This window comes from Vibrio sp. 10N.261.51.C6 (assembly GCF_041471785.1).
Lineage (GTDB): Bacteria > Pseudomonadota > Gammaproteobacteria > Enterobacterales > Vibrionaceae > Vibrio > Vibrio crassostreae_C.
Genome location: NZ_JBFRPB010000091.1, coordinates 1 through 11,964, shown reverse-complemented (window position 1 = coordinate 11,964; position 11,964 = coordinate 1). Strand labels below are relative to the sequence as shown.

11 protein-coding genes and 1 pseudogene are annotated in these 11,964 nt (G+C 43.1%); 8 read left to right on the top strand and 4 right to left on the bottom strand.

Annotated elements, in window-relative coordinates:
• The first annotated feature begins 363 nt into the window (after nucleotides 1–363).
• Genes AB4375_RS20590 through AB4375_RS20575 form a run of 4 tightly spaced genes read left to right on the top strand, consistent with a single transcriptional unit; the run spans nucleotide 364 to nucleotide 3,244 of the window.
• Nucleotides 364–1,569 (top strand): DUF1611 domain-containing protein, encoded by a 1,206-nt coding sequence (locus AB4375_RS20590; protein WP_372052430.1) that lies wholly within the window; start codon nucleotides 364–366, stop codon nucleotides 1,567–1,569.
• Nucleotides 1,566–2,648, top strand: coding sequence for an alanine/ornithine racemase family PLP-dependent enzyme (locus AB4375_RS20585; protein ID WP_372052428.1), 1,083 nt, complete (start codon nucleotides 1,566–1,568; stop codon nucleotides 2,646–2,648). Before AB4375_RS20590 ends, AB4375_RS20585 begins: the two co-directional genes overlap by 4 nt.
• Entirely contained in the window at nucleotides 2,648–3,013 is a 366-nt protein-coding gene (gene gspS2, locus AB4375_RS20580; protein ID WP_017068012.1) for a type II secretion system pilot lipoprotein GspS-beta, read from the top strand. The genes AB4375_RS20585 and gspS2 overlap by 1 nt, the downstream gene beginning before the upstream one ends.
• Entirely contained in the window at nucleotides 3,014–3,244 is a 231-nt protein-coding gene (locus AB4375_RS20575; protein WP_017068011.1) for a hypothetical protein, read from the top strand.
• Between the two features lie 164 nt (nucleotides 3,245–3,408).
• Here AB4375_RS20575 and AB4375_RS20570 read toward each other — a convergent pair.
• Nucleotides 3,409–4,004, bottom strand: a pseudogene (locus AB4375_RS20570) (tyrosine-type recombinase/integrase).
• A gap of 289 nt (nucleotides 4,005–4,293) precedes the next feature.
• On the opposite strand from AB4375_RS20570, the gene AB4375_RS20565 reads away from it, so the two are divergent.
• Together AB4375_RS20565 and AB4375_RS20560 are read left to right on the top strand one after the other, a co-directional pair.
• Nucleotides 4,294–5,166 (top strand): alpha/beta fold hydrolase, encoded by an 873-nt coding sequence (locus AB4375_RS20565; protein ID WP_017068010.1) that lies wholly within the window; start codon nucleotides 4,294–4,296, stop codon nucleotides 5,164–5,166.
• 299 nt (nucleotides 5,167–5,465) lie between these two features.
• Entirely contained in the window at nucleotides 5,466–6,392 is a 927-nt protein-coding gene (locus AB4375_RS20560; protein WP_017068009.1) for a hypothetical protein, read from the top strand.
• 115 nt (nucleotides 6,393–6,507) lie between these two features.
• Here AB4375_RS20560 and AB4375_RS20555 read toward each other — a convergent pair whose 3' ends face one another.
• From AB4375_RS20555 to AB4375_RS20545, 3 genes are all read right to left on the bottom strand, one after another.
• A complete protein-coding gene (locus AB4375_RS20555) occupies nucleotides 6,508–7,140 on the bottom strand; it encodes a glutathione S-transferase family protein (protein ID WP_017068008.1) in 633 nt (210 codons plus the stop codon).
• A gap of 14 nt (nucleotides 7,141–7,154) precedes the next feature.
• Entirely contained in the window at nucleotides 7,155–8,357 is a 1,203-nt protein-coding gene (locus AB4375_RS20550) for a YbfB/YjiJ family MFS transporter (RefSeq protein WP_017068007.1), read from the bottom strand.
• A 445-nt stretch (nucleotides 8,358–8,802) separates the two neighbouring features.
• Nucleotides 8,803–10,311 (bottom strand): DUF3360 domain-containing protein, encoded by a 1,509-nt coding sequence (locus tag AB4375_RS20545; protein ID WP_372052426.1) that lies wholly within the window; start codon nucleotides 10,309–10,311, stop codon nucleotides 8,803–8,805.
• A gap of 318 nt (nucleotides 10,312–10,629) precedes the next feature.
• Between AB4375_RS20545 and AB4375_RS20540 the strand changes: the two genes are divergently transcribed.
• Entirely contained in the window at nucleotides 10,630–10,968 is a 339-nt protein-coding gene (locus tag AB4375_RS20540) for a hypothetical protein (protein ID WP_017059071.1), read from the top strand.
• Nucleotides 10,969–11,051: 83 nt separating this feature from the next.
• The gene (locus AB4375_RS20535) at nucleotides 11,052–11,924 is read left to right on the top strand and encodes a patatin-like phospholipase family protein (protein ID WP_372052431.1); all 873 of its coding nucleotides are present in this window, start codon (nucleotides 11,052–11,054) and stop codon (nucleotides 11,922–11,924) included.
• Nucleotides 11,925–11,964 lie beyond the last annotated feature (40 nt).

Sequence of the window (11,964 nt, the reverse complement as noted above, 5' to 3'; positions counted from 1 at the left end):
GCCTCCTCCTACTCGATTGGAGATGGATGCGGATACTAACTCATTATTGGGCATAAACGCGTTATACTCAAAACTCTAATTCACTTAACTGATATTAGAAAAAGTATCTTGAAACCGTAAAGCTGCGAGTTTGATACGGCGACGTTGAACAATGAGTATTAGCTATCTAATCAATTACGCTAGTATGGGCGAAGTCTGAAAGTAATAGACTCAGAAAGCGTATTAATAATAACCAACAAAAGTCTGGTGAGTGTGTTACCTTGGTTGTTATCCCTACCGCTTAGTAGGGACTTCTTTTCTTTTCCGAACTCGCAACTCGGCACTCCTTAGTCGCCCTCCTAAGCCATACTGCAGGCTTTAATTATGTCCATTTCAACTCAAAAGTTAAGAAACATCTTCAAACTCACTAGAATTGAAAATGTAGAAATCAACAACGACGTACCCCACTTCGCACCTTGGTTACCACTTGCTCAGAAAGTAAAACCAGTCATCCCTTCTGCGATTATATATTGCGAAGGTAATTTTGGTAAAATTGATGGTAAAACCGCTAATGGATTAGTGAGACATTCGTTAAGCTATCGTATTCTATCAGTTATTGATAGTGAGTCTGCTGGCTTAGATGCTGGTGAAGTTCTTGATAACAAAGCCAATGGAATACCTATCCTTGCTAATGCTGAAGAAGCTATCATTCACGCAGAAAGCATTCCTGATTACTTCATTTTTGGCATTGCGCCATCAAGTGGCTTTTTATCTGACTTAGATAAAAGCATCATTTTAAATGCCATGTCACTAGGAATGAACATCGTAAATGGCTTACATGAATTCCTAACCGATGATCCTCTATTTTTAGAAGCCAGCTTAAAGAATAACGTTCGAATATTCGATACTCGCAAACCCAAAAATAAAGGCGAACTGAAAACGTTTAGCGGGAAAATACACAACGTTAAATGCCCGAGAATTGCTGTAATGGGGACGGATTGCGCGCTAGGAAAACGAACAACAGCAACAATATTGGCGAATGAACTGACTAAAAAAGGCCTTAACGTCGTTCTGATTGCCACTGGTCAAACAGGCATTATGCAGGGCGCACAATACTGCGTTGCACTCGATGCTGTTCCTTCACAATTTTGTGCCGGTGAGTTGGAATCTGTCATTGTACAGGCCTATGAAAAAGAAAATCCGGATCTGATTATTATTGAAGGGCAAGGAGCCTTGAGTCACCCTGCGTTTTCAACCAGCGCTTTTATCTTACGTGGCAGTTGTCCAACGGGTGTGATACTGCAACATGCCCCTAAACGTTTATATCGTAGTGATTTTCCTGATTGCTCAATGCCTTCGATTGCCTCAGAAATCAATCTTATCGAAACGTTTTCTAATACCAATGTTATTGGACTAACACTGAATCATGAAGATATGTCGTTGGATGAAACACGTTGTGCGATAGACACTTACACTACCGAATTTGGTTTACCGGTTACTGATGTCTTGTCACAGCCTGTTGAACATCTACTGCACATCGTAACGTCAGCCTTTCCTATAATAGCAAGTAAACTGGCCGAAAAAGGGTGAACTACCCTAGGTTAGACATCGATTGTGGGAAAGTTCATCATAACGCTCAGTTCCTGATTTCTCAGCTCTCACTGAAAAATATATCCGTTACGCCTGTAACAAAAGCCTTCCTCGGCCACCCTATCATCGCACAAGTTCTTATTGATGCTGGCGCAACAATGTTAGCCGATTCAAGAATCGAAAATCTTCAAAAGATGACTGAATCTGGCATTGCTATCCCTAAAATGCTGATACGTACACCCATGCTCAGTCAAGTGGCGAGCGTAATAAAATACAGTGATATGAGTTTAAACTCTGAAGTTGAAGTGATTCAGAGGCTTTCACATGCAGCGGAACAACAAAATTGCTGTCACGGTATCATTATTATGGTTGAGCTTGGCGATCTCAGAGAAGGTGTGATGCCAAATCGCGTGATTGATTTTATCCGAGAGATTATTTCTTTACCAAACATCACGATAAAAGGAATTGGTACGAATTTAGCCTGTCGATATGGTGTCGCTCCAGATGATCAAAATATGAGTATTCTTTCTGAGCTTGCCGATGGAATTGAAGCTACATTTGGGGTCAGTCTAGAAATTATTTCAGGGGGTAATTCTGCTTCAGTTAACTGGGCTCTTCAGAGAACAGGCTTAACTCGAGTCAATCACCTTCGTATAGGAGAAGCCATTTTTTTAGGCTGTGAGCCTTTAGAGCACGAAAATATCAAAGGCTTACATACGGATGCGGTTTCTTTGACCGCTGAAGTGATTGAATCCAAGACTAAACCGACTTTGCCTTGGGGGAGTCGGGGGTTAAATGCTTTTGGTGAAAAAGAAAACCTTCAAGATAGAGGGGAGGTCTCACAAGCTATTCTAGCATTAGGCCGCCAAGATGTTTGTGTCAGCGGGCTTAAGGCTCCGAATGGGATTAAGATCATGTCTTCAACCAGTGATCATCTTGTCATTGAATCCTCACAGAAACCATTATTGATAGGAGAAACCGTCACATTCAGTCTAGATTACAGTGCTCTCTTATCTTCTATGTCTTCACGTTATATCTATAAATATTTTAAGGCTACTAAGGGGAGAAGGAGGGAGTAATGCTACGAAAAGCAGCAATTATATTCGTTAGTATCATGCTTAACGGTTGTCAAATGAGCCCAAAGGAATCTAATGGGCTTGCCGATTATAGAGCGACGGTTATCTCAAGCAAGTTACCACAAGATTTAGGCTCAGTCACACTCGTAGATGCGAAGTCAGAAGCCAGTATTATCACTCTTGTTTTCGTAAAAAAGCAAACGTTGGACATGGGCAGTTTAGTAGAAAAGGTCACCGTTAGTTTTTGTGACAATATCGAAATAAGACCTTTATTAGATAATGGAATCTCTTATCGAATCATTACCTTAGAGAAAAATGAGAAAGTAGAAAGCCTTAACGTCATTTCTCTAGCTAAGTGCTCTAATTGAATGCTTAGCAGTCGAATGGATAAAAGCCAATACGAGTTGTTCAATGTACTCAATGACACTATTTTATTGAGGTTTGACCGCCTTACGCCTTGGGAAAAAAACTTTATCACAGAGTTACACCATAAGGTCGTAACTAGACAACTCATTTCAATTAAACAAAAACAGCTTGCTCTAAAAATTTCAATGAAAGCCTATAAATCAAAGAAGAAAACCGCGCGTTCCAACGTTTAATTTAAGCTTGTGTATACCTAATCTGTTCAAGGTCCTCTAAACCTTGGACAGATTAGTAGTATTTGCACTTAACGTATTGAAAATAATCAAGTGTAGTGGTGAATGGGTAACAACTTTCAGCGTAATAGCAATTGAAACACCTAAGTATTTAGGTTCCTTTTCGATTAACACTCAGTACCTTCTGAAAGCAACAATGCATCTTCTAATTCAACCCCGAGATAGCGGATTGTATTATCTACCTTGGTATGACCAAGTAGTAGCTGCACCGCTCGGATATTTTTCGTTTTTGCGTAGACTAACGTCGCTTTTGTTCGCCTCATCGAGTGAGTGCCATACAAGTTAGGATCCAACCCCAGATTAGAAGCCCATCTCCTCACTAAGTATCGATAGTACGAATAGCTAATCGGTTGTTGCTTTCGCCTTTGGCTTGGGAAAATAAAATTGCTGCATGTAGCGAAGCCATCAAAATCCATTTCATTAGACTCTGTTGAGTTCTTGTCGTTATCTCAAATTGAACTTCAATATCTGTTTTGCGCTGGATATGCTTAACGCGTTTAAATATCCTATCTTGCGAAGATACATCGCAAACTCTGAGAACGAGCAAATCACTTGCTCTAAGTTTGCTATCAATAGCTAAGTTGAGCAACGCAAGCTGCATCAAATTATTTTCAATTTCTAATCTGGTTCTGATCCGCCAAATTTCCTCAAGCCGAAAAGGCTTTTTGACGCCACTTCGTTTCGTTTTGTTGAAAACTACCATGATGACCTCCTTTTTAATTTGGTCATCACGATTGTAGTTGGAAGGATTTTTTAGTGGTTTTGTTAATTTAGCAATAGACAAATATAGGGCAAACGCACACATTACAAAATGTGGATGAGCTCCTTCTCTAAACCATAATGGGGCAGAAATAAGTTGGTTAAGTCACCATCACGGAAGAGGCCTTTATCTAAATCTCTATTGACCTGTCTAAAGCTTCACACTTTATAGTGACTATATTGATTGAGAGGGGCGTTTTCTGTGTTCCCTCTAAAGTAAGTAGAGAGACACTATGAAACGTTTAATTCTAAACATCACACTCTTGGTATTCATGACACTTGGTAGCATGAGTGCCATGGCTCATGATTCAACGGTTAAGTACGGTATTGCTATATCTCACGATGGTGAGCAAATTGCGTATGGCAAAAGTGGGAGTGGGGAGACAGTGTTGATCTTCATCCACGGTTGGAGCTTAGACAGTAGGCTTTGGCAAAACCAAGTGAGTGAGTTTTCAAAGCAGTACCAAGTAATCACCATGGACTTAGCTGGGCACGGTAACTCGTCGTTCAACCGTGAAGAGTACACCATGGTTGCGTTTGCTGAAGACATCAAAGCCGTAATCGAGAAAGAACAACTCGAATCCGTCATCTTAGTTGGGCATTCCATGGCCGGTGGTGTGATTGCAGAAGCCGCTAAACTGATGCCGAAAAGAGTTAAGGGCATTATTGGTGTAGACACATCGCAAAACGTTGCACTTGCGGTTTCACAAAGCGACCTAGATGCAATGACCAAACCGTTTGAAGCAGACTTCCAAGCGGGCATTACTATGTTCGTGAAAGACCCGCTACCAAAAGGCGTAGACACGGATTTACTTTACTGGGTAACGCAAGACATGGCATCAGCACCGCCAGCTATCGCGATAAACCAGTTCCGCCACTACCTAGGTCAATATGTGACAGGCGAAGCTCACCGCGTGTATGAGAACGTGAATGTGCCAGTAATATTGGTTAACGCTCGCCTATGGCCAACGGATTCAGAAGCGAACAAGAAACACATCAAGGATTACAGCATTTACTACATTGAAGATTCAGGCCACTTCCCAATGCTAGAGCAACCACAGCAGTTCAATACAACGTTGATGAAAGCGGTTAAGTCAGTGAAGTAGGGCGCTGTAGTTATTAAAGGATGGTTGTACCCGTTAGATAGATAAAACTAAGGCCTCGCGTGTGCGAGGCCTTTTTGTGAGTTGGAGGTTTTGCTAGCTACATTCATTTCAATTTGCGAGTAATGATCGCATCGTTCATTCGTTTATGGTCCTTAAACGACGGCCTCATAGTTATATAAATGGTCTATCAACCACTCCTAGATACGTCCTTAGCGCTGCTGTTCTTGGTAAGGGCTGACCGAATCTAGTGGTGCTTTCTGCTGATAATCACTTTAACTATGTGTTTAGGACGTTCTGCTATGGCTAAGAAAATAATATTCATTCATGGTCGCGCTCAAAAGCCCGATAAAGCTCCCCTTCAAGCACTTTGGTATGAGGCTATAGAACATGGCTTGCAGCGAGATTGTGGAGACTCAAGTTCATTACAAGCTTTTAAAGATGTCGATAAACGGTTTGTCTACTACGGTGAACTATCAAATACATTGTTAGAGAAACCAACAGAAGACCCTGTAAGTCGACAGCAAGCGCTGTCTGAACTCAAGAAGTACAAGACAAGCCAGTTCAATAAAACAACGTATAACAAGGTATCTAAAATTGGTTTTCTAAAAGAGGCGCTAGCAGATACCTTTTCATCGCTATTTGGAAAGCTGGGTGTGGCTGAGACACTTATAACGAAGGTCGCGCCGGATATGGCGCATTATTGGTATGAAGATACCTATTTTGGCAGCGATGTTAGGCATAGGCTAATGGTTGAACTGAAGGAAGCGCTTGATAATCAGGATGATGTGATGATTGTATCGCACAGTCTTGGGACGATGATCAGTTATGACGTGCTGTGGAAGTTGTCTCATTACGGAGAGTATAGACACGACTATGGTGCAGGCAAGAAGGTCAACTTATTGCTTACGCTTGGGTCACCGTTAGGAGATGAAAACGTAAAAGATAGGCTAAAAGGGAGCCGCTTGAAAGATGAGAAGAAGTACCCTTTAAACATTCAGCAATGGATAAACATTTCGGCAGAAGATGATTTTATCTCTCATGACAGCAAAATTAGAAATGACTTTAAAGATATGCTCAAACTGGATCTGATACCCGGTGGAATGAAAGACATCCCCCCAGTCTATAACCTCAATATTCGCAATGGAAAAAGCAATCCCCATGCTTCTATCGGTTATCTCATTAATCCTAAATTCATCAAAGTATTGGATGAATGGCTCTCGAGTTGATTTGGTTTTACCATCGTAAATTTATAGCTACTCGTTCGTTGGAACGCAGATAAAACAAGGCCTCTCGTGTGCGAGGCCTTGTTAGACTCGTTCAACACAACACTGTTCAAAGTGATTAAGAATTTTTGTATTCGCAATAGTTAAGCTTTTTTGAAAGCGACTCTAGGCTAAGTTTTGCCAATGTGTCTTTAAACGGCGAATTATGTAAGGCAGTAGTGAGGATGTCGCGCTCTTCTGCTGAAAGCAAATTAGCATGCCTGAATAAGACGTAATCTAATGCGACGTGCAGGTACAATGTTGAGAAGTCAGGTTCAAGCAAATCGTCATTGTTATTCAACTGCCCGATAAGTGCTTTAACGCTTCTTTTAATACCTTCCTTTCCCCTAATCGTTAGCTCGTTTTGCTCAGCTTCGAAGCGGCTCAGTGCAGCACACCGAAAGGCCACTTCCATCAACGTTTTACTCACTCCCAATAACGACATACGTTGAGTGTCGCTAGCCTTGGTCACTGTTAGTTTTTCTGTTGGGTATGCTTGCATGAGGAACTCACAGATCGTTAAACTCTCGGTCAGTGCAACCCCATCACTGGTTTCTAGAACCGGAATGGTACTAAATGGATTAACTGCGACCAATGTGCTGGGTGTTTGCCACGGGTCGACCCATTCAAGAACCATTGGAGCATCACACAAATAGGCCGTTGCCAGCACTGCTCTGGAGAATGGAGAGGTGTCGTTTAAATACAGTTTCATGAGCGATTCCTTTGCTAAGAACTTGTTTGAGCAGTGTTTAATGTCTGCTGTTTAGTTGATGTAAATGCGATGCAGAGTATCGACAAAATCAGTGCACTCGCGCTGATCATAAATAAGAGGTTATAACTGGTGAGTTGAGGGGCGTAGTGAGCCATAACGAAGCCGACTATTCCTTGCGATATAGCAAAAGCCATTGTCATTGCTCCCCAAGATTTCGTATGGAGCTGAGTCCCGACGATTTCTAAGGTGTAGGTTGATACCAGTGTTACGGTGCCAGGCGTAAACATACCGACCAACAAAGATGAAGCAAAAAGTGCTGTTTCACTGGTGCTTAATAGTGGAAGAGCAACCCCAGCAGCTTTACAAATAAACGCCGCTAATAGTGCTTTTTTAAGTCCAAATTTATCCCCTAATATACCAGTTACTATTGGCCCAATCGCTGCTCCTATTCCAAACACAGCCCAATAAAAACCACCGCTCGCAAAACTCATTTTTAGCTCTCGAACAATATAGTCGACCCAAAAAAGAGTATGAGGTAAATAACCAATGGCGCTAAAGGTGTAGGCTAAAAGTACGCAGCTAATACTAATGCGCTCATTCTTAGATAAGGCATCAAACGTCGATGGGCTTTTATCACAATGGTTTGGTTTAGCTTCAAGAGCCCATGTGTTCCACGTCAGGACAGTTGCAACGAAAGCGATCGCTCCCATACCTAACCATGCACTTTCAACACTTTGGTAGATAAGCAAAGGTATGATGGTTCCTGAAATCATGGCACCAAGGCCAATGCCTGAAAACACAACGCCACTGATTCTTGCTTTCATTTCTTGCGGGTGAAGGCTGGTGACCACGGGTGGTGCGAGTACCATGAGTACGGCACCCGATATACCCGCTATGGTTCTAAGCGTTAAAAACCATTCAAAGGGAGCAGATTTTAAGGCACAACCAAGATAGCTAACGCTACTTAACAACAGAGAGGCGCGTATGAGTGTGCCTGTTGAATAATATCTCTGTAAAAAGCTCGATGCAGGAGCCCCGAAGATATAGCCAATCAGTGTTGCAGCGCCGAGTATGGAGGCATCCTCGCTTGAGAACCATCCACTTTGAATGAGCACAGGCATTAATGCTATGTAGGCAAAGCGACCAATACCGTTTCCAACCAATGTTGCTGCGAGCCCAGCGAAGGTGTTGCGGTTTAAGAGTTTTACGTGCTGCATATCTCGTACTGTTGGTTTGCATATGTAACATTACGCTAACATTTAAACTTGAACTATCTAAGCTGAGTTTTTGCTCTAATGTTTAAGGTTTGATGACAACTTACATTTTGTGTAAGTGTCAGATTGGTCATTTACATCTTTAATCTCTAGCTGGTATAGGTAAAAGCTAATGGGAGAGGGGGAGTAACTGAATATCGATCGTTACAACTATAGCCATATGTTCAATGGCAAAGAATGCTCTCCCTCCTCGAACGTTTATCTAAAGAGATCTTGAGAGGCTTTGATGCTAGATCCGTTCAACGCAATGTTGATGAAAGCTTTGAAGTCAGTGCAGTAGGGCGTTGCCGTTGATAAAGATTAGCTGTAACCGTTCGATAGATAAAACTAAGGCCTCGCGTGTGCAAGGCCTTTTTGTGTTTCGACCAAAACTCAATATTAATTGAGCTTAACGAAAGCTTGGGATAATCGCTGGAATCCCTGGTAGAAGGCCAACCAACGCCATTACACTTGTTAGTACAATAAACATAATGCCTGGCAATACCCAACGGCTCATATTGCTCAGTTCACTGCTGCGTTCTTTACAACCGACTAAGCCTAAGTTATCTAACAGCATGGTGAGAGCCCAACCAAATGCAGGGTTAACCAGTGCTGAAGAAAACACAACAATCGCGGCCGACTGGGTGGTTTTTCCTTCACGCGTCATTTCCATTCCAGCTTCTAGCAATGGCACAAATACTCCAACAATCAGCGCGACACACAGTACCGGTTGCCAGATAGCTAAATCCATCGGGTAACCCCAAACTGCGGCGATGATACAGAACAGAGCTGTGAGCAGCGCGCCAGCAGGAATAGGGCGTTTAGCTATCGCCGCTGGTACGATGTAAGTACCCCATGAAGATGTAAAGTTAGTACCGCCAAGCAGAGAACCGAACGTTTGACGAATTGATGCCGTGGTCATGGTGTCGTCGATGTTCATGTGTACTTTTTCGGTACGTTCTGGGTAGCTGATCTTTTGGAATACTTGATGCCCTAAGAAATCCGGTGACCACATCGCTACGGCTAGAATCGCAAACGGCAATACCACCATGAAGTGTTCAATCGTCGGTAGGCCTAGCATCCAACCTGTATCTTCTCCCCACCAATACATAGGGTTCATGTTGGGCAAGCCTGGCTCAGTGTGGAAAGCAAATGGGGCGCCCATGGCAAATGCGATCGTACCACCCAACAAGCAGCTAAGAGGTACTGCTAACCAACGTTTGCGGAAGTGTTCCAGTAGCGCGTACAAGATAATGGTGCAAAAGATCACCACAAACGCGATGTGGCTCATACCGATTCCTTCAGCCCAAGCGAAAAGCTTTTTCACTTGAGAGGCGGTTCCAACAAAGCCGAGGTAGAGCAATAAGCCGCCACACACGCCTTTACTGGTGAGGTTGGCCAACATGCTGCCACCTTTACTGATGGCTAAGATGAGGCCAAAAGCGCCAATCAACAGGCCAAACGCCATCGGGTGTCCACCTGCTGCAACCACAATCGGAATCAAAGGGATAAGTGGGCCGTGGGTCCCTGCGAGGTTTGCAGTCGGCAATAAAAAGCCAGAGAAAATAATAATGAAAACAGAGGCGATGAGCAGTTCATAACGAACGTTTTCTAGAATGAAGTCTTCATTTAATCCGAGAGCCCCAGCAAAGGTGGCTGCAATCGCGCCCACCATAACCACTTTACCAATGGTCGCCGCCATCGCTGGGATGGTGTCTTCTATCTCAAATCGATAATCTTTAAACGGCAAATTTGGACGCCAGCGCTTAGGCGACATGATTTGCAATTCGTGTTCTAGATACTGTTCTCGGGATTCAAACTCTGAGCTTGGTTTATGTTGTTGTTCATAGGTGAGTTCATCCTCATTGGCTTGAGGCTTCTCTGTTTGTATATGTGCGGACTCTAAAGTAGTGCTCATTTTGATTCCTTTTCGTTCACACTCTTAGGTGTGTTATTCCAACAAACGTTGTTGACTCACGGTATGAAGTGCAAACAATGCGTCAACTTGTAATTAAAAACTCATTAACATTTAGTTGTTAGTACCTTATACCAAACCAAAAAAAACAAATAGACTCAGTCGGTTAGACATTAGTCGTAGAGTCGGACGACTAGTATTAGACCCTGTAGATAGTATGTGTCTGGTTATTTGTAGTCCCTTAATTTCTCCCACGTTCTGCACTTGATAGTGATAGAATCTCCGCATTAGAGTTATCGAGAAACTAGGTATTTATAAACAATGTTTATCCATCACGTAAATGGCATCGACTGGCTGGTAATTACAGCCTTTGAAGAACTGAAAACTATGTTTATCGAAGATGCAGGCCCAATCCCAGCTTGCTTTTCTACCGCCAGCGAGTTGAGCCTGATTGATCAAGCCAAACGCAGTTATGGATTTTTGCCTAAACTCCGCGGTGTGATCACCGATACCGGCACTTTTCAAAGTAGAGATATTGAAGAAGATTTGAACCCACAGCTTGCGTGTATCGTTGAAGGGCGTGGTCGGGTTTTTATCTATCACGGCGACTACGTGGCTTTTGTCGATGACGAGCAAACCTTCATTACCCGTATGGACTGAGAGTGATTCAGTGAGTTGAGATCGGCGAATTGGTAAATCGGCGAGTTAGCCCACCTAGAATTTAAAACTAAAGGATTAATATGATGGCAAAAACGATCTCATTGGTACTTGGCAGTGGTGGCGCAAGAGGCTTGGTTCACGTTGGAGTCATCCGCTGGTTAATTGAGCATGGCTATCAGATAAAATCCATTTCTGGCTGTTCAATTGGCGCACTTATCGGTGGTGTCTACGCTGCGGGCAAGTTGGATGAATTTGAAGAGTGGGTCACCAGTATCGATCAAGGTGATATGGCGATGTTGTTGGACTTTTCATGGCAGTCGAGTGGTATGTTCAAAGGGGACAAGATCATCGACACACTGCGTGGGCTGATCGGCGAGATTTCAATTGAAGATCTGCCTATCCCTTATACCGCAGTTGCCGCTAACGTCGCCGATGAAAAAGAGGTTTGGCTGCAATCAGGTTCTCTGTTTGATGCCATTCGCGCCTCTATCTCTTTGCCACTGTTCTTCACTCCACATGTCATTAATGGTGAAGTGCTGATTGATGGCGGAGTGCTCAATCCCGTACCGATTGCGCCTACCTTTAGTGATAAGACAGACTTTACTCTGGCTGTGAACTTAGGTGGTGAACCCGAAATGCTTCAACAGGAAGTGATACCGGTTTCCCTACCAACAAAAGAGAGTAACCTGCATGAGAAGGTTGTTCACTTTATCGATAATCTCGGTAACAGTGTAAAAAGTAAAATGAGCTTCAATTTTGCTGCTTACGACATTGCCAACCAAGCGTTTGATGCGATGCAATCGACCATTGCTCGCCAGAAGCTGGCCGCTTATCCCGCCGATATTACGCTTGAGATCCCACGTAATGCTTGTGGCACCTTAGAGTTCGATCGCTCACAAGAGATGATAGACAGAGGTTACCATTTGGCACAGGCTAAACTGGGCAACCGACTTTAATGTATTTGCTGCTGAATGAGATTAGGGCGTGTTGACCTTT

Excerpts from the sequence above, each read along its gene's own strand:
- AB4375_RS20590 (WP_372052430.1), top strand. The coding sequence starts at position 364 with ATGTCCATTTCAACTCAAAAGTTAAGAAACATCTTCAAACTCACTAGA.
- AB4375_RS20535 (WP_372052431.1), top strand. The coding sequence starts at position 11,052 with ATGGCAAAAACGATCTCATTGGTACTTGGCAGTGGTGGCGCAAGAGGC.
- AB4375_RS20540 (WP_017059071.1), top strand. The coding sequence starts at position 10,630 with ATGTTTATCCATCACGTAAATGGCATCGACTGGCTGGTAATTACAGCC.
- AB4375_RS20575 (WP_017068011.1), top strand. The coding sequence starts at position 3,014 with ATGCTTAGCAGTCGAATGGATAAAAGCCAATACGAGTTGTTCAATGTA.
- AB4375_RS20550 (WP_017068007.1), bottom strand. The coding sequence starts at position 8,357 with ATGCAGCACGTAAAACTCTTAAACCGCAACACCTTCGCTGGGCTCGCA.
- AB4375_RS20555 (WP_017068008.1), bottom strand. The coding sequence starts at position 7,140 with ATGAAACTGTATTTAAACGACACCTCTCCATTCTCCAGAGCAGTGCTG.
- AB4375_RS20545 (WP_372052426.1), bottom strand. The coding sequence starts at position 10,311 with ATGAGCACTACTTTAGAGTCCGCACATATACAAACAGAGAAGCCTCAA.
- AB4375_RS20565 (WP_017068010.1), top strand. The coding sequence starts at position 4,294 with ATGAAACGTTTAATTCTAAACATCACACTCTTGGTATTCATGACACTT.
- gspS2 (WP_017068012.1), top strand. The coding sequence starts at position 2,648 with ATGCTACGAAAAGCAGCAATTATATTCGTTAGTATCATGCTTAACGGT.
- AB4375_RS20560 (WP_017068009.1), top strand. The coding sequence starts at position 5,466 with ATGGCTAAGAAAATAATATTCATTCATGGTCGCGCTCAAAAGCCCGAT.